This is a genomic window from Azospirillum thiophilum, assembly GCF_001305595.1.
Classification (GTDB): domain Bacteria; phylum Pseudomonadota; class Alphaproteobacteria; order Azospirillales; family Azospirillaceae; genus Azospirillum; species Azospirillum thiophilum.
Window position 1 is genome coordinate 1,082,864 of the sequence record NZ_CP012401.1, and the last position, 17,137, is coordinate 1,100,000.

18 protein-coding genes are annotated in these 17,137 nt (G+C 68.0%); 7 read left to right on the top strand and 11 right to left on the bottom strand.

Annotated features, from left to right (window positions below; genetic code table 11):
- Window positions 1-31 precede the first annotated feature (31 nt).
- Entirely contained in the window at window positions 32-901 is an 870-nt protein-coding gene (locus AL072_RS04970; RefSeq protein WP_045581264.1) for a LysR family transcriptional regulator, read from the top strand.
- Between the two features lie 77 nt (window positions 902-978).
- Here AL072_RS04970 and gshB read toward each other — a convergent pair whose 3' ends face one another.
- Genes gshB through rsmI form a run of 4 tightly spaced genes read right to left on the bottom strand, consistent with a single transcriptional unit; the run spans window position 979 to window position 4,136 of the window.
- Complete coding sequence (gene gshB / locus AL072_RS04975; protein ID WP_045581263.1) at window positions 979-1,926, bottom strand: glutathione synthase; 948 nt, start codon at window positions 1,924-1,926, stop codon at window positions 979-981.
- A gap of 44 nt (window positions 1,927-1,970) precedes the next feature.
- Entirely contained in the window at window positions 1,971-2,822 is an 852-nt protein-coding gene (locus AL072_RS04980) for a SirB1 family protein (protein ID WP_045581262.1), read from the bottom strand.
- Window positions 2,823-2,838: 16 nt separating this feature from the next.
- Window positions 2,839-3,207 (bottom strand): YraN family protein, encoded by a 369-nt coding sequence (locus AL072_RS04985; RefSeq protein ID WP_045581261.1) that lies wholly within the window; start codon window positions 3,205-3,207, stop codon window positions 2,839-2,841.
- Window positions 3,204-4,136 carry a 16S rRNA (cytidine(1402)-2'-O)-methyltransferase gene (rsmI, locus tag AL072_RS04990; protein ID WP_245636761.1) on the bottom strand — a complete coding sequence of 311 codons (933 nt, stop codon included), beginning with the start codon at window positions 4,134-4,136 and terminating at the stop codon, window positions 3,204-3,206. The genes AL072_RS04985 and rsmI overlap by 4 nt, the downstream gene beginning before the upstream one ends.
- A gap of 104 nt (window positions 4,137-4,240) precedes the next feature.
- Here rsmI and AL072_RS04995 point away from each other — a divergent pair, with 104 nt between their 5' ends.
- A complete protein-coding gene (locus AL072_RS04995) occupies window positions 4,241-5,398 on the top strand; it encodes a penicillin-binding protein activator (protein ID WP_245636762.1) in 1,158 nt (385 codons plus the stop codon).
- 125 nt (window positions 5,399-5,523) lie between these two features.
- Here the strand turns inward: AL072_RS04995 and AL072_RS05000 are convergent, their stop codons facing one another.
- The 5 genes from AL072_RS05000 to AL072_RS05020 form a co-directional block, all read right to left on the bottom strand.
- Window positions 5,524-6,213, bottom strand: coding sequence for an ABC transporter permease (locus AL072_RS05000; protein WP_045581259.1), 690 nt, complete (start codon window positions 6,211-6,213; stop codon window positions 5,524-5,526).
- Window positions 6,214-6,217: 4 nt separating this feature from the next.
- Entirely contained in the window at window positions 6,218-6,922 is a 705-nt protein-coding gene (locus tag AL072_RS05005) for an ABC transporter permease (protein ID WP_082108851.1), read from the bottom strand.
- A gap of 142 nt (window positions 6,923-7,064) precedes the next feature.
- Window positions 7,065-7,916: a lysine/arginine/ornithine ABC transporter substrate-binding protein gene (locus AL072_RS05010; RefSeq protein ID WP_245636763.1), complete on the bottom strand. Its 852-nt coding sequence runs from the start codon at window positions 7,914-7,916 to the stop codon at window positions 7,065-7,067.
- A gap of 85 nt (window positions 7,917-8,001) precedes the next feature.
- Window positions 8,002-8,808, bottom strand: coding sequence for an ABC transporter ATP-binding protein (locus AL072_RS05015; RefSeq protein WP_045581257.1), 807 nt, complete (start codon window positions 8,806-8,808; stop codon window positions 8,002-8,004).
- A gap of 137 nt (window positions 8,809-8,945) precedes the next feature.
- Window positions 8,946-10,637: a putative transporter gene (locus AL072_RS05020; protein WP_245636764.1), complete on the bottom strand. Its 1,692-nt coding sequence runs from the start codon at window positions 10,635-10,637 to the stop codon at window positions 8,946-8,948.
- A 541-nt stretch (window positions 10,638-11,178) separates the two neighbouring features.
- Between AL072_RS05020 and ccmA the strand changes: the two genes are divergently transcribed.
- Together ccmA and ccmB are read left to right on the top strand one after the other, a co-directional pair.
- A complete protein-coding gene (gene ccmA, locus AL072_RS05025; protein ID WP_045581256.1) occupies window positions 11,179-11,859 on the top strand; it encodes a heme ABC exporter ATP-binding protein CcmA in 681 nt (226 codons plus the stop codon).
- A complete protein-coding gene (gene ccmB / locus AL072_RS05030; RefSeq protein ID WP_045581255.1) occupies window positions 11,856-12,521 on the top strand; it encodes a heme exporter protein CcmB in 666 nt (221 codons plus the stop codon). Before ccmA ends, ccmB begins: the two co-directional genes overlap by 4 nt.
- Window positions 12,522-12,549: 28 nt before the next feature.
- Here the strand turns inward: ccmB and AL072_RS05035 are convergent, their stop codons facing one another.
- Window positions 12,550-13,122 (bottom strand): glutathione peroxidase, encoded by a 573-nt coding sequence (locus AL072_RS05035; RefSeq protein ID WP_045581254.1) that lies wholly within the window; start codon window positions 13,120-13,122, stop codon window positions 12,550-12,552.
- A gap of 393 nt (window positions 13,123-13,515) precedes the next feature.
- Between AL072_RS05035 and motA the strand changes: the two genes are divergently transcribed.
- The 3 genes from motA to AL072_RS34845 all read left to right on the top strand — a co-directional run bounded on the left by motA (window position 13,516) and on the right by AL072_RS34845 (window position 15,639).
- On the top strand, window positions 13,516-14,376 hold the full coding sequence (gene motA / locus AL072_RS05040; protein ID WP_045581253.1) for a flagellar motor stator protein MotA: 861 nt from the start codon (window positions 13,516-13,518) through the stop codon (window positions 14,374-14,376).
- A gap of 17 nt (window positions 14,377-14,393) precedes the next feature.
- Window positions 14,394-15,353: a lipid II:glycine glycyltransferase FemX gene (locus AL072_RS05045; protein ID WP_045581252.1), complete on the top strand. Its 960-nt coding sequence runs from the start codon at window positions 14,394-14,396 to the stop codon at window positions 15,351-15,353.
- 112 nt (window positions 15,354-15,465) lie between these two features.
- Complete coding sequence (locus tag AL072_RS34845) at window positions 15,466-15,639, top strand: hypothetical protein (protein WP_158511041.1); 174 nt, start codon at window positions 15,466-15,468, stop codon at window positions 15,637-15,639.
- A 24-nt stretch (window positions 15,640-15,663) separates the two neighbouring features.
- Here AL072_RS34845 and AL072_RS05050 read toward each other — a convergent pair whose 3' ends face one another.
- Window positions 15,664-16,782, bottom strand: a complete 1,119-nt coding sequence (locus tag AL072_RS05050) for a M23 family metallopeptidase (RefSeq protein ID WP_245636765.1) — start codon at window positions 16,780-16,782, stop codon at window positions 15,664-15,666.
- Window positions 16,783-17,137: the final 355 nt, after the last annotated feature.

Genomic DNA, 17,137 nt, shown 5'->3' on the forward strand with positions numbered 1-17,137 from the left:
GATGCACAACATTACGGATGATAATGACGGCATGGCTCGCAATCTCGACACCACTCTGCTGCGCAGCTTCGCCGCGGTCGCCGACCGTGGCAGCATGACGGCCGCCGCCCAGGTACTGAACCTGACCCAGGGGGCGGTCAGCCAGCAGATCGCGCGGCTCGAGGCGCTGGCAGGCGGCCCCCTGTTCGTCCGCGACCGCGGCGGCCTGCGCCCGACGGCACTGGGGGAACGGCTGTTGGGAAAATCCCGCCGGTTGCTGGCGCTGAACGACGAAATCTGGGCCGACATCACCGGCGGGGCGGTCGATGGGCCGGTGCGGATCGGCGTTCCCTACGATCTGGTCGCCCCCAGCATCGCCCCGATGCTGCGGAGCTTCGCCGCCGCCTGTCCGCAGGTCGAGCTGTCGCTCATCTGCGGGTCGTCGCCCGAGCTGGCGGCCCGCATCGCTGACGGCGACCTCGATCTGGCGGTGGTCGAGGAGCCGGTGGAGACGGCGCGCGGCGAGCATCTGATGACCGATCGTCTGGTTTGGGTCGGCGCCCGCGGCGGCAGCGCCCATAGGTCGACCCCGCTGCCGCTGTCACTGGTGGTGGAGACCTGCGTCTTCCGGCCGGCGGTGATGGCGGCGCTGCGCCGACAGGGGCGGGACTGGCGCAGCATGTTCGAGAATGGCGGGCTCGACGCCACCTTCGCCACCGTGCGGATGGATCTCGCCGTGTCGGCCTGGCTGGCCTTCACCGTACCGTCCGACCTGGACATCCTGCCGCCGGACAGCGGTCTTCCCGATCTGCCGTCCTTCGCCGTGACCCTGCACCAGCCGGCCCGCCCGCCCTCGCTGGCGGCGGCTGAACTGGTTCGCCACATCCGCGACGCCTTCGTCCGGTCCAGGCGGGCGGCCTGACCGGCCGCCCTTCCATTCCGCGCATCATGCTTTCGCGCGACGGCGCTTTTCCTACCGTCCCGCGCGACGGCGCATCCTTACTTATCCGCGCGGCGGCGCTCGATGGCGTCCCACAGCAGGGATTCCAGCTGGACGCCGTTCAGCCGGTTGATCTCCTGGATGCCGGTGGGGGAGGTGACGTTGATCTCGGTCATATAGTCGCCGATCACGTCGATGCCGACGAAGACCAGGCCCTTCTCGCGCAGCACCGGGCCGATGGCGGCGCACATCTCGCGCTCGCGCGCGGTCAGCTCGGTCTTCCTGGCGCTGCCGCCGGCATGGAAGTTGGCGCGGGCCTCGCCCTCCAGCGGCATGCGGCTGACGGCGCCGGCCGGTTCGCCGTCGATCAGGATGATGCGCTTGTCGCCCTGGCGGATCTCCGGCAGATAGCGCTGGACGATCACCGGCTCGCGGTAGAGCTGGGTGAACATCTCCAGCAGGGAGCCCAGATTCTCGTCGTCCGGCTTCAGGTGGAAGACGCCGGCGCCGCCGTTGCCGAACAGCGGCTTGACGATGATGTCCTTGTGCTCCGCCCGGAAGTCGAGGATGGCCTGCTTGTCGCTGGTGATCAGCGTCGGCGGCATCAGGTCGGGGAACTTGGTGATGAACAGCTTTTCCGGGGCGTTGCGCACCTCGGCCGGGTCGTTGACCACCAGGACCTTGGGCTGCACATGCTCCAGCAGGTGGGTGGAGGTGATGTAGGCCATGTCGAAGGGCGGGTCCTGCCGCAGCAGGATGACGTCCATCGTCGACAGGTCGGTCGCCACCGCTTCGCCCAGCGTGTAATGGGCGCCGCGCTGGCGCACCACCGTCATCTCGCGGACACGGGCGGTCAGGCGGTTGCCGGTCAGGATCAGGTCGCGCGGCTGGTAGTGGTACAGGCGATGGCCGCGCTTCTGCGCCTCCAACGCCATCATGAAGCTGGAATCGGTGTCGATGTTGATCGACTCGATGGGGTCCATCTGGAACGCGACGGCGAGGCTCATGACGGGTCTCCGGTCCCCCGATGGGGCAGTCAGATTATGACACGTTAGTTCAGGCGGTTCTTCAACTGCTGGATCAGCGAGGCGGTCTGGTGCCGGTGATGCTCGTCGGCGGTCAGCGCCATGAAGGTTTCCAGCGCGGTGATGGCATCCTTCAGCTTGCCGGCATGGGCTTCCAGCAGGCCGGTCTCGCGCCACAGCGCCGGTTCGTGCGGGGCGAACAGCCGCATCGCCTCCAGCACCTCCAACGCCTTGGGCACCTCGTGCGCCGAGAGATGGCGCAGCTTGATGTTGTTCTGCAGGCGCAGCAGGACGTCGCGGTTCGACACCGGCCGGTAATGGCCGGGCTCCAGCTCCGCCGCGCTGCCGGCGGTAGCCTTCAGCAGGTCGCGCAGGTCGACGACGCTGCGGGTCTGGCCCTCGTTGAAGGGGTCGATGATGGCGCGCGCGCCGTCCTTCTCGATGCGGGTCAGGAAATGGCCGGGGAAGTTCAGCCCGACCATCGGCCAGCCCTGCGACCGGGCGGCATGCATGTAGAGGATGCCCAGGGCGACCGGCAGGCCGCGCCGGCGGTCGATCACCCGCAGCAGGTTGGCGTTCTGCAGGTCGTCGTAGGTGTCGTGATCGCCGGAATAGCCATGGCGCCCGCCGATCACCGCGTGCAGGTGGCCGATGCGTCGGTCCAGGCTGTCGTCCGCCGCATCGGTCTGCGACACGCGGGCGGCAAGGTCGTCGACGATGGCCTTGATGTGGGCGCGGTAGGGTGCGAGGTCGGCATTCGGCAGCTCCAGCGCGCCCAGCGCCAGTGCGGCTTCGGCCAGATCGATCTCGTCGTCGGGCTGGTCGCCGATGAGGCGCAGGATCTCGCGGGCTTCCGCGCGGTTGCTCAAGGCTGTCATCCTCTCAGATCCGCCCCTAGAGCCGCCAGGCGTCGACCAGATGACGGGGCCAAGCCCAAGGGGTAACCAGCATCACGTCGAAGCGCAAGACATAGCCGGCATATTGCGGGTTTGCGCCCAGGAAGGCATGGGCGGCGCGGGCCAGCCGGCCGCGCTGGCGGGCGTTCAGCGCCTCGTTCGCGGTGTCCCAGTCGCCTCTCGCCTTCACCTCGACGATGGCGATGGACTTGCCTCGCTTCGCCACAATGTCGATCTCCCCCATGGGCGTGCGCAGGCGACTGGCCAGGATGCGGTAGCCGCGCAGCCGCAGCGACAGGCGGCACAGCGCCTCCGCCCGGCGGCCCAGGCTTTCGGCACGCAGGCGCCGCGCATCCAGGCCGGTCATTTTCCCCTCTCCTCACGCGACATTTCAAGGGCGCGGGCATAGACCGTGCGCTTGTGCTGGCCGGTGCGCGCGGCGACGTCGGCGGCGGCATCGCGCACCGACAGGCGGGACAGCGCCTCGCGCAGCAGCGCGTCGACGTCGGCCTCGCCCGGCGTCGCCTCCGCCCCCGGCGGGCCGATCACCACCACCACCTCGCCGCGCGGCGGGCCGGCCTCCGCATAATGGGCGGCCAGCTCGGGCAGGGTGCCGCGCCGCACTTCTTCATAGAATTTGGTCAGCTCGCGGGCGACGGCGGCCTCGCGCGGACCCAGGATGTCGGCGAGGTCGGCCAGCGACTCTGGCAGGCGCTGCGGCGATTCGAAGAAGACCAGCGTGGCCGGCACGCCCTTCAGCTCGCCGGCGGTGGCGCGGCGCGCGCTGCTCTTGTTGGGCAGGAAGCCGGCGAACAGGAAGCGGTCGGTCGGCAGGCCGGACAGCACCAGCGCCACCAGCGGGGCCGAGGCACCGGGCAGCGTGGTCACCGCGACCCCCTCGGCCACGCACTCCCGCACCAGCTTGTAGCCGGGGTCGGAGACCAGCGGCGTGCCGGCGTCGGTGACCAGCGCGATGGCCTCGCCCTTTTTCATGCGCTCGATCAGGATCGGACGCATCTTTGCGGCGTTGTGCTCGTGGTAGGAGACGAAGGGGGTGTGGATGCCGTGGATGCCCATCAGCTTGGCGGTGACGCGCGTGTCCTCGCAGGCGATGGCGTCGGCCCGCTTCAGTGCGTCGAGCGCCCTCAGCGTGATGTCCGCGGCGTTTCCGATCGGGGTGGCGACGACATGGAGGCCCCCCGCGAGTTTACTTGGCGCGGCGAGGGGGCTACCTTGAGCGCCACTTTGGTCCGCGCCGCCCGTGGGCTCGCCTTCGGCCATGCCTTGTCCGGCCATGCCCTGGGCCTCGCTTTCGGGTTCGGCGGCTGTTTCAGCAGATGTGGAGACGATTGGTGGCACGCTTGGCAACAGCTTTCTCACAGGGTCTGAAACGTCACGGCGTGGCAGCCTTGCTGGTCGCCGGCCTGTTGTCGGCCTGTTCGACTGTAAGCGCGCCGCCGCGGGTGGCACAAGCGCCACAACCGGTCCCCGCTCCGGTGGCTCCCCTGCCGGAGGTGCAGGGCCCGGTCAAGGTCGCGGTCCTGGTGCCGCTCAGCGGGCAGAGCGCGGCCATCGGCCAGGCGATGCTGGATGCCGCCCAGATGGCGCTGTTCGACATGGCCGGTGACCGGCTGGAGCTGCTGCCGCGCGACACCAAGGGCACGCCGAACGGCGCCGCCGACGCGGCCCGGCAGGCGCTGGCCGAAGGCGCCCGGCTGATCATCGGCCCGCTGTTCGCCGCCGACGTCGCCGCGGTGCGGCCGATCGCCCAGAATGCCGGCGTCGACGTGCTGGCCTTCACCAACGACGCCACCCAGGCCGGCAACGGCACCTATGTGATGGGCTTCGTCCCCGCCGATCAGGTCAGCCGCGTCGCCGGCCTCGCCCGGTCGCGGGGAGCGACCCGCTTCACCGTGCTGGCGCCACGGTCCCCCTATGGCGACGCGGTGGTCAATGCCATGCAGGCCGTGGCCCCGCGTCTCGGGGCGATGACCACGCAGGTCGAGCGCTACGACCCGACCGTCACCGACCTGTCGGTCCCCGCCAAGCAGGTGGCGCAGGAGACGCCGCAGCCGCAGGCGGTCATGCTGGCGGAGAGCGGACAGCGCGCCCAGGGCATCGCCCAGGCGCTGGCCGCCAACGGCGTGCAGCCGCAGCAGGTCAAGCTGCTGGGCACCGGCCTGTGGGACGATACGTCGCAAGGCGCCCTGGGACAGGAGCCGGCGCTGGTCGGCGCCTGGTACGCCGCCCCGGCCCCGCAGACCCGCGCCCGCTTCGAATCGCAGTTCGAGCAGGTCTACGGCCGCAAGCCGCCGCGCATCGCGACGCTGGCCTATGATGCGACCTCCATCGCCGCGGTGCTGAGCCGCGCCGGCGGCCCGGTCCCCTTCGACCGGATGGCGATGACCAATCCCAATGGTTTCGAGGGGCTGGACGGCCTGTTCCGCCTGCGCGCCGACGGCATGGTCGAGCGTGGCCTCGCGGTGCTGGAGATCACCCCCACCGGCGCCCGCATCGTCGACCCGGCCCCGCCGAGCTTCGACATGCTTGGGCAGTAAGGATGACGGCCCTCTCCCGGGGTTCTCGGCCGGGGCTCTCGGCGGATCTCCGATCCGCCTGACGCCGTCAGCGCAAACGACGTTTGTGCGAGGGCGGGAGAGGGCTGTTGCAGCGCTATCCTTACTTACGCCCGCGCCCGCAGATAGGGGGTCAGGCGCCATTCGGCGTATTTGATCAGGCGGGTCGCGACGAAGTTCAGCACCAGATAGATCGCCCCGGCGACGATGAACAGCTCGAAGACCGCGAAGGTCTGGGCGATCATGCGCCGGGCGATGCCGGTGACCTCCATCAGCGTGATGGTGCTGGCCAGCGAGGTCGCCTTCACCATCAGGATCACCTCGTTGCCGTAGGCCGGCAGCATCTGGCGGACCGCCACCGGCAGCACGATGCGGCGGAAGGCCAGCGCCCGGGACATGCCGCAGGCGCGCGCCGCCTCCACCTGTCCCTGCGGCACCGACAGGATGGCGCCGCGCAGCACCTCGCTGGTGTAGGCGCCGGTGTTCAGCGTCAGCGCCAGGATGGCGCACCAGTAGGGCTCGCGCAGGATGGGCCAGAGGATGCTGTCGCGGATGAATTCGAACTGGCCCAGCCCGTAATAGACCAGGAAGATCTGCACCAGCAGCGGCGTGCCCCGGAAGACGAAGACATAGGCCGTGGCCAGCGTCTCCACCACGCGGTTGCCCGACAGCCGCAGCAGCGCCACGGCGAAGGCGACCAGGGCGCCCAGCGCCAGCGATCCCACGATCAGCTGCAGCGTCAGCGACAGCCCGCCGAGCATGCGGGGCAGGCTGTCCCACATCAGTTGCCAGTTCATGGCTTCAGGCCCTCCGGACGCCGCGGTTGGCGGACAGCTCGGCGCGGGTGAACAGCGCCGTGGAAACGGTGGTCAACAGCAGGTACAGCACCGCGGCGGCGCTGTAGAACAGGAAGGGCTCGCGCGTCGCGCCGGCTGCCAGATGGGTCACGCGCATCAGCTCGGCCAGCGCCGTCACCGACACCAGCGCGGTGTCCTTCAGCGTCAGCTGCCAGACATTGCCCAGGCCGGGCAGGGCGTAGCGCAGCGTCTGCGGCACCAGCACCCGGCGCAGGATCAGCCAGCGGCTCATCCCGCAGGCACGCCCCGCCTCGATCTGGCCGAAGGGGACCGACTGCACCGCGCCGCGGATCACCTCGGTCGAATAGGCGCCGGAGATCAGGCCGACCGCCAGCACGCCGATGGTGAAGGCGTTCAGATCCACCCGCCCGTCATAGCCGAAGGCGACCGCGATGGAGGTCGCCACGCCGCTGCCGCCGAAGAACAGCAGGTAGATGACCAGCAGTTCGGGAATGCCGCGCACCACCGTGGTGTAGATGTCGGCGAGCGCGTTCAGCGCCAGGCTGTTGCTGAGCTTGGCCGAGGCACCGGCCGACCCGACGAGGATGCCGAAGGCGAAGGCCGACACGGCGACCGCGACCGTCATCGCGGTTCCCAGCAGAAGCTGGCCGCCCCAGCCGTTGGGACCGAAGGAAAGGAGTTCCAGCATTGGCACGCCCGGTAAGGCCCGCCGGGCGCGGCTGGGGCCGGCCGTACGGGGTCAGCGAACAGGGTCGACGAACGATTGGCGCCCGGTTGCCGCCAAGGCCTCCGGGCGCCGTTCGGTCGCGTGGATGGACCGGAGGTCCGTCTTACTTGGGCGAGATGTCGTAGCCGAAATGCTGGGTGCTGAGCTTCTTGACGGTGCCGTCCTTCAGCGCCTCGGCGATGGCCTTGTCGAACATCGCCTTCAGGTCGGCGCTGTCCTTGCGCAGGCCGACGCCCATGCCCTCGCCGATCACGCCGCCGATGAAGTTCGGGCCGACGATGACCATCTTGGCCGGGTCGGTCTTGACCACCGCCTCGACGACCGAGCGGTCGCCCAGCATGGCGTCGACGCGGCCGGACGTCAGGTCGATGCCGGCATTGTCGATCTTGTCGTAGGTGCGCATCGTCACCTTCGACAGATGCTTGTCCATGAAATCGGCCTGGATGGTCGACACCTGGACGCCGACCGCCTTGCCCTTCAGCACCTCGGCCAGCTTGTCCAGCGTCGGCTTCGCCTTGCCCTGGTCGTTCAGGTCGACGCGCTCTGCACCCAGGTTCAGCGCCTTGGCCAGCGGCGAGCTGGTCAGCACGGCGAAGACCGACGGTTCGGTGCCATAGGGGGCCGAGAAGTCGATGACCTTCTTGCGCTCGTCGGTGATGGTCATCGCCGACATGATGGCGTCGTACTTGCCCTGCTGCAGGGCCGGGATGATGCCGTCCCAGTCCTGGGCCACATACTCGCAGGTGACCTTCATGCGTTTGCACAGGTCATTGGCGAGCTCGACCTCGAAACCGATCAGCTTGCCAGAGGTGTCGGTGGCGTTCCACGGAGGATAGGCGCCCTCGCTGGCGATGCGGACCGTCTTCCATTCCTTCGCACCGGCGGCGCCGGCGGCGGCAACGGCCATCATGGCGCCGAGCGCCAGGGCCGAAACGATCTTCTTCAAGGAACACACTCCTCTGTTCGGTTCGCCCGTTCTTTGGCCCCTGCCGGGGCCGGGCTGTTTCTGACGGTCCGGTCCTGCCCTCTGCCTCGTCCCCTCACGCCGCGCCGGACAGATGGCGCGAGAGGAACTGCCGCACCCGGTCCGAGTCGGGGTTGGTCAGCACCTTGTCGGGTGACCCCTCCTCCTCGATCCGCCCCTGGTGCAGGAAAACCACCTTGGACGCCACTTCGCGGGCGAAGCCCATCTCGTGCGTCACCAGGATCATCGTGTTGCCTTCGTCCGCCAACTGGCGGATGACGCGCAGCACCTCGCCGACCAGCTCCGGGTCGAGCGCCGAGGTCGGCTCGTCGAACAGCATCACCTTGGGCTGCATGGCGAGCGCCCGCGCGATGGCCGCGCGCTGCTGCTGCCCGCCCGACAGCTGGACCGGATAGGCGTCGGCCTTGGCCAGGATGCCGACCTTGTCCAGAAGCCCGCGGGCGCGGTCGACGGCCTCCGCCTTCGGCACGCCAAGCACATGCACCGGCGCCTCGATCACGTTTTCCAGGATCGTCATGTGGGTCCAGAGGTTGAAGCTCTGGAACACCATGCCCAGCCGGGTGCGGATGCGCTCGACCTGCCGGCTGTCGGCGGGAACGGTGCGGCCGCCGCGGGCCTTCTTCAGCCCGATGGACTCGCCGCCGATGACGACGCGCCCGTCGTCGGGGATCTCCAGCATGTTGATGCAGCGCAGCAGCGTGCTCTTGCCCGAGCCGGACGAGCCGATCAGCGTGATGACGTCGCCTTCCCTTGCGGTCAGCGAAACGCCCTTCAGCACCTCCAGCTCGCCGAACCGCTTGTGCAACCCCTCCACGACGACGGCGGCGGGGGCGGACTCACTGACGGGCGGGTGTCGATGCATGCGCAGGAACCGGCTGGGTTGTGGTGGTGGGCCATGGTCTGACCATTGCGGCACAGGCTAGACCGGGGCGTATGGGTTCCGCAACGCGGATTTCACACCGCGTGCACGTTGTGCCGCTTGTGTCGGAAAATGCTCCGTCACCACAACAATAGTACCAGGATCTGCGGACCCAGGATGCGCAGGCACATCGCCAGCGGGTAGACCGTGGCATAGGCCAACGCCGGCGCCTCCGACGCGACCAGTGCGTTGGCGTAGGCGAGCCCCGGCGGGTTGGTCTGCGCCCCGGCCAGCACGCCGCAGATGGTCAGGAAATTCAGCTTCATCAGCCCGCGCGCGATCAGCCCGGTCAGCAGCAGCGGCGCCAGCGTCACCAGCACGCCCCAGAGCATCCAGGGCCAGCCGGCGCCACTGGCCAGCGTGGCGATGAAGCGGTCGCCCGACGCGATGCCCAGCACCGCCAGGAACAGCACGATGCCGATCTCGCGCAGCGCCAGGTTGGCGGCGGGCGGCATGAACCACACCAGCGGCCCGATATGGCCGATGCGGCCCAGGATCAGCGCGACGATCAGCGGCCCGCCGGCCAGACCCAGGCGCAGGGGCGCCGGCATCCCCGGCAGGAAGATCGGGATGGCGCCCAGCGCCGCCCCGAGCGCGATGCCGAGGAACATCGGGATCATCTCGACCTGCTGCAGCCGGCGGGACGAGTTGCCGAAGACCTTTCCGACGGCGGCAAGGCTCTCCGGCCGGCCGATCACCGTCAGGATGTCGCCGAACTGCAGCTTCAGCGCCGGGGTCGGCACCAGTTCCACGCCCGACCGGTTGACGCGGCTGACCACGACATCATGCGCCTCCTGCAGGTTCAGGGCGGCGATTGACTTGCCCAGCACGGCGCTGTTGGTGACGACGATGCGCTCCCACTTCAGGTCGGTGCCCTTGGTGGTCAGCGGCCGGTCGAATTCCTGTCCCAGCAGGGCGCGCGCCTGCTCCAGCTTGGGCCGCGGCCCGACGACGTGCAGCACGTCGCCCAGCCTCAGCAGGGTGTCAGGGCGCGGCACGCACAGCACGCCGTCGCGCAGCAGGCGCGAGGCCACGACGCCTTGGTCGCACATCAGGCTTCCCATCAGCGTGAGGGAGCCCAGCGGCCTGCCGGCGAGGTCCGGATTGCGTACGGCCAGATCCATGGTCTCCAGCGTCGACACTTCGGCGCGGCGGCACTCCTCGAACCGGCGGGCCTCCGCTTCCGGGTCGATGCGGAACAGGATGCGGACGGCGGCCATCGCCAGCAGGTTGCCGGCGATGCCGAACGGGTAGGTGACGGCGAAGGCGAGGCCGGGCAGGGCCATCACCGCGGCATCGGCCCCGACCTCGGTCAGCACCTGCTGGGTGGCGGCCAACGCCGGGGCATTGGTCACCGCACCGGCGAACACCCCCAGCGAGGAGCCCAGCGACAATGCCCCCGATCCCACCAGCACCGCAGTCAGCAGGATGCTGGACACCACCATCAGCAGCGCCAGGCCGTTCAGCGCCAGCCCGGTGCGGCGAAGCGCCGCGAAGAAGCCGGGACCGACCTGGATGCCGATGGTATAGACGAACAGGATCAGCCCGAAGTCGCGGATGAAGTCCATCATCTCCGGATTGAAGGCGATGCCGGCCTGCTTGGCGACATGGCCGCCGGCGATGCCCGCGAACAGCACGCCGCCGATGCCGAGCCCGACCCCCCGGATCTTCACATGGCCGAGGGCCACCCCGGCCGCCGAGACGAGACCGAGCATGAGGACAACGCGCGCGATCGGCGGCATGGCCTGAAGGATGTCTGCAAAGGCCGACATGGCGAACTCGCTTCCTGGACACAATTTGGCATGTCGCCGGCACGCCCCGAGCAGCGTGCCGCATCCCCCGCGGGACAGGGGGAAAGACGGCGTGAAGATGCGCGATCGGTGGAGCGAAGGCGTTGATTCAGAACAATCGTTGTCCGTCCAGCCGTGACAATCGCGGCACCCGGTGCTGCAGTGCACGCATGGGACGGTGCCGTCGTGGGAGCGGTCTTTCAGCGGAGACGATGTCCGATCGCTCGAACCCCATCCAAATTTTGCCATTTTCTTCCATTAAATGGGTTTTCAAGCAACCGGCCCCATAGGTCGCGCACGACGTCTCCCCTAACGTTGTTGCCGCGGTGAAGCGGGGGTCGTTCTACCGAGCATCGCCCAGCCGGACCCGGCCGGGCACGAGGCCACTGCGAGAACCCCCTCGCGGTGGCCTTTTCTTTGTCCGCCCGGAGCCGTGGCCATGAAGACGCCATTCTTGCTCCGGCTTTCGCGCCGCCTTGTGCTATAGCAGCGCCTCCCTCAACCGGAAGCGCGACCCGTAGCCATGCCCGTCTTCGCCGGATCCGAGCTGACCTGCCTGCGTGGCGACCGGCTGGTCTTCACCGGGCTGGAGTTCCGTATCGCCCCCGGCGGGGCGCTCGTGCTGCTCGGCCCGAATGGCAGCGGCAAATCCAGCCTGCTGCGGGTGATGGCCGGACTGCTGAAGCCCCTGCGCGGCACGCTCGGCTGGGATGGGGTCTCGATCGCCGACGATGCCGACGGTCACCGGGCGCGGGTGCAGTATGTCGGCCATCTCGACGCGGTGAAGCCGGTGCTGACGGCGGCGGAGAATCTCGCCTTCTGGGCGGCATTGGCGGGGGCCGGGGATCCGGCGGCCAATGCCCGGACGGCGCTCGACCGGCTGGGGGTGCCGCACATCGCCGCGGTGCCGGGGCGCTACCTGTCGGCCGGGCAGAAGCGGCGGCTCAATCTGGCGCGGCTGTTGGCCGCACCGGCGGCGCTGTGGTTGCTGGACGAGCCGACCGTTGCGCTCGACCGTGCGGCCATCGCCCTGTTCGAGGGGTTGATCGCCGAACACCGCGCCCAGGGCGGCATGGTGGTGCTCTCCACCCACACTGACATCGCCACCCCCGGCGGCGAGGCTCTGCATCTGGACGATTTCACCCCTTATGCCGATGAAGGGGAGGGGGATGGGTACGAAGAGGAAGAGGGGGCCGCCGCATGAGCCGTTTCCTGCGTCTGGTCGCACGCGACCTGCGGCTGGCGCTGCGCCAGGGGTCTGACGCCACCATCGCTGTCATGTTCTTCGTGCTGTGCGTGGTTCTGTTCCCCTTCGGCGTCGGGCCGGAGCCGAACATCCTTGCCCGGATCGCCGCCGGCGTGATCTGGGTGTCGGCGCTGCTCGCCTCCCTCCTGTCGCTGGAACGGTTATTCCAGACCGATTACGAGGACGGCTCGCTAGAACTCCTTTCGCTCTCCTCCCTGCCGCTGGAAGCCGCGGTGCTGGCCAAGACCCTGGCCCATTGGCTGGTCACCGGCGTGCCGCTGATCGTCGCCGCCCCGTTGCTGGCGGTGCTGCTGAACATGGATGCGGAAGGGTTCGGCGTTCTGGTGCTGACGCTGACGCTGGGCACGCCGATCCTCAGCCTGATCGGTGCCATCGGCGCGGCGTTGACCCTGGGCGCGCGGCGCGGCGGCGTGCTGCTGTCGCTGCTGATCCTGCCGCTCTACATCCCGGTGCTGATCTTCGGCGCTGGCGCCATCGACGCGGCGATCAACGGGCTGACCCCGCGCCCGCACCTGCTGTTGCTGGCCGGCATCCTCGCCGCCGCCCTGCCGCTGGCACCCTGGGCAGGTGCAGCGGCCTTGCGGCAGGCGGTGGAGTGAAGATCACTGCCGGTTGCCCGTCCGGTGGTCAGGACTTCGGTGCGGTCGCCGGCAGCAGCGTTTCGATCGCTTCGCGGACCTTCTCGGACTCGGGATCGGTCATGGTCGAGAACCAGGATTGCAGCTTGCCGTCCGGCCCGATCAGATATTTGTGGAAGTTCCAGCGCGGCTTGGCCAGGAAGCCCAACTCGTCGGCCGCCCAGCGGTAGAAGGGGTGGGCACCGTCGCCGGACACCACCGTCTTGTCCGTCATCGGAAAGTCGATGCTGTAGTTGACCTCGCAGAAATCCTTGATCTGCGCGGCGCTCCCCGGCTCCTGCCCGCCGAAATCGTCGGACGGCACACCGACCACCACCAGCCCGCGGTCGCGGTAGCGCTGCCAGAGTGCCTCCAATCCCTTGTATTGCGGAGTGAATCCGCATTGAGATGCGGTGTTGACCACCAGGATCGTCTTGCCGGCGAACTGCGACAGCGGCAAGGGCTGGCCGTCGATACCCTGGAAGGTGAAGTCGTGGGCGCTGGCGGCCAGGGCCGAGGCGCCTCCCATCAAAGGGAGGAGCGCCGCCAGGGCGATGGTGCGGAGGTGGGTTTGGACGGTCATGGCAGTGGCCCGGTTGGAGGGATCGCAACATCCTTACACATATGATGACTGATACGGTGTCCGGTGTCTGCCGGATCAGAGGGGAAACAAAGGGGCAGGCTGATGGGGATGGCGATGCGGCGGTTGGCCGGTCAGTGATCTTTCTGTGTCCTCCATGCATGCCGATCCGCCATCCGCTGCGTGCTTTCTCCGCCCGGCAGTCGCGAACTGGTTGGAAACCCTAGGTCACCAGTCCTTTCGTGACAGGACCCGCCCGCCCCGGTAGGATCGCGCGGCCTGTCGCAAAGGCGTTAGGCCGTTCGGGTGATTCACGGAAACTCAATCGATCTCCGGCCATCTGTCCGCCGGGTCGGCTAGCAGTCCGTGGCCGGTATCGGGGGAGGAAGAGACCGAATGTTCGTGATCATCGGATTGGCCATCGTGATCTTCAGCGTGTTCGGCGGCTACGTCCTGGGTGGCGGCCACATGGGCGTGCTGTGGATGCCGTTCGAGTTCCTGATCATTCTTGGGTCGGCCGCCGGAGCTTTCTTCATCGCCAATCCAAAATCCGTGGTCACCCATACGGGCAAGGAGCTCGGCCATCTCTTCAAGGGTCCGAAATACAAGAAGGAGGATTTCCTGGAAATCCTCACCATGATGTATCAGGTCTTCAAGATCGCGAAGACCAAGGGCCTGCTGGCTCTGGAGCAGCATATCGAGAAGCCGGAAGACTCGCCGCTCTTCCAGCAGTTTCCCAAATTCTACGGCGACCATCACGCCATCGCTTTCCTTTGTACCTATCTGCGCTTGATGTCACTGGGGGCCGACAACCCGCATGAGCTGGTCGACCTGATGGACGAGGACATCGAGACGATGCACCACGAACACCAGCGCATTGCCGACGCCATCCAGGCGGTGGCCGACGCGGTGCCGGCGCTGGGCATCGTGGCCGCGGTGCTGGGCGTGATTCATACCATGGGGTCGATCACCGAACCGCCGGAGGTTCTGGGCAAGCTGATCGGCGGCGCGCTGGTCGGCACCTTCACCGGCATCCTGGTCGCCTACGGCTTCCTCGCCCCCATCGCCAGCGGCCTGAAGAACATCTATCATGCCGAGGGCAAATATTACCACGCGATGAAGACCGGTCTGATCGCGCATCTGTCCGGCTATGCTCCAGCCATTTCGGTGGAGTACGCGCGCAACGTGCTCGAACCCGAATACCGTCCGTCCTTCGCCCAGGTGGAAGAGGCGACCGCTGCCCTGCCGCCGGCCTGAACCGGCGGGGAACCTCGATGCCCGACATCGACATTTCCTGGAACGAGGGCACTGTCGGCGAGTGGAACGCGCTGTTCGCACGTGTCTCGCGCTCCACCCTGTTGCAGAGTTTCGCCTATGGCCGTGCCATGGGCCGCACCTATGGCCATGTCCCGCGCCTGGGCGTGATCCGTGGAGATGGCGAGCCGGTCGGCCTCGTGCAGACGCTCGACCGCCGCATGCTGAAGCTGTTCCACGACCGCCAATGCTATCGCGGCCCGCTGTGGCTCGATGGTACGATCCTCACCCCCGACATGCTGGAAGCGGTATTCCGTCGGCTGCGCCGTGCCTGCCCGCGCTCGCCACTCAGCCGCGCCAACCTGTTGCCGGAGCTCCCGGCCGGACCGGAGAGCGAGTCACTGCTTGCCCGTTGCGGCTTCCAGAAGATCGGCACCGGCTACCGGACCGTTTGGCTCGACCTGACCCGGAGCGAGGAGGCGATGCGCGCCGGGCTGGCTCGGGACTGGCGCCAGCGGCTGCGCGGAGCGGAGAAGGCCGGGCTGGTCCTCGACGTCGACTGGAAGGCCGACAATCTTCCCTGGCTGATGAAGCAGGAACACGTCCAGGCGCGGGACAAGGGCTTCCGCGCGATGACCGGGCCGCTGGCCGTCCGTCTGCGCAATGCCATGGTCAAGGGCGGTAGCCGCAACGACGGCGTCGTCATGGTCACGGCGCTGGACGGCCGTACGCCGGTCGCCTGCGGCCTGTTCTTCCGCCATGGCATGTGCGCCACCAGCCAGATCAGTTGGGCCAGCGCGTCGGGCCGCAAGAGCGGTGCCATGAGACTGGTCCTGTGGCGGGCGATGCAGGAGTTCAAGGGGCGCGGGGTCCGCGCCCTCGACCTTGGCGGCATCAATCCCGACACCGCCCCCGGCGTCACCGAGTTCAAGCTCGGCACCGGCGGGGAGGCGGTGGAGACCGTCGGCCAATACCGCTGACGCAGCACCGCACGAGCAATAGCGTCAACGCGCTTTGTCTGATGATGGCCGGCCCGGAACCGGCTATCCTTACCTCAATGCCGACTTCCGGCACCAGCACGGGATGTCCGTCATGTCCGACCTCGAACCATTGAAGCCCGGCGAAGCGGATCTTGCCATCGAACGCGCGATGCAGCAGCGTCCGAAGGCGATGGTCATCCGCGAGAAGCTGCAGAAGATGCTGGAGGACGAACATACCGCCCGCCAGTTCGTCGGCGCCCTCCGCAACATCATGAACCAGAGCTGACGGAACCGGTCGGAGATTGTCCGGTCAGCAGCTGGTGGCTTTGCTGCAGCCTTTTTCCTCCACCGGGGCCGGGGTGCGGGCCAACTGGAGGCCGCTGCGGTTGTCCTCGAACAGCTTGTCGATCGCCCTCCGGGCCTGCTGGAAGGCCTGAAGCTCACGCCCTTCCAGTTTCTCGCCGGTCGGCAGGTCCACCGAGCGCGGGTTCACCTGATGCCCGGCCTTCAGCACTTCGTAATGCAGATGCGGCCCGGTGGATCGTCCGGTGGAGCCGACATAGCCGATGACATCGCCCTGTTCGACCCGGCCGCCGCGCCGGATCGATTTGGCGAAACGGCTCATATGGGCATAGGCGGTGGAAATCTCGGTATTGTGGCGGATGCGGATGTAGTTGCCATAGGAGCTGTTGCGCTCGGCCAACTCCACCGTGCCGCGGCCGGCGGCGTAGATCGGCGTGCCCGCCGGAGCTCCGAAATCCACGCCCTTGTGCATCTTGCTGAAGCCCAGGATCGGGTGGCGGCGCATGCCGAAGCCCGAGGTGATGCGCGCGCCGTCGACCGGGGTGCGCAGCAGGGCGCGTCGGATGCTCTCGCCGTCGCCGTTGAAATAGTCGATGCGGCCGTCGCGGGTCTTGAACCGGTAGATCGGCATGTCGTCGCCGCTCAGCGTCAGCGATGCGTAGAGCAGGTCACCCTCGCCGGCTGCGGTTCCGTCGGCGGTGACCAGCTTTTCGTACATGATCTCGAAGCGGTCGCCCGGCTGCAGGTCGCGCTGGAAGTCGACGTCGTAGGAGAAGTTCTGGATGAAAGCCATCATGACCGAGATCGGAACCCCGGCCTGGGCCCCCGCCTCGAACAGGCTCGACCGGATGACACCCTGTGCCGCGACCGGCTTCCGTGTCACCGGCTTCTCGATCTGGCTGGAGGTGAAGCCCGCATTGCCCTTGCGCGCGATCGACACGGACCGCAGGGGGTCGGGAGCGAATTCCAGCCCGACGAACTTGCGGGCACCGCCGCGGCGCGGCTCGAACAGAACGGTCACGCGCTGCCCGACCTGGAGGCGGCGCGGATTATAGACGTCGCGCAGGGCGGAAACCGCGTCATGGGCATCATTGGCCGGCACGTTCGCCCCAGCCAAAAGATCCATCAGCGTGTCGCCACGCCCGATCGACAGGGTGCGGCGGTCGATCGGGCCGGCCGGAACATCATCGGCTTTTGCAGTCTCCGGGATATCCGTGGGCTCGGAACTCTCTCCCGCTTCCGTATTCGGTTTTACCGCCGGCTTATAGGAATGCTGCCCCCGGCCGCTCGGCGCGTCGGTGTTGCGTGCGGCAACTGCCACAGGCATCAGCGCTCCGGCCGCGATGATGGCAAACAAGGCGAGCGTGGGAAGGCGGGAGAGCCTCGAACGCACCGTCATCCTCCTCCTGTAACCCCTGGGTCGCCCAGCAAGCCGTCGATCACGGTCTCTACACGAAGGTATTAAGACCATTGATAAGACC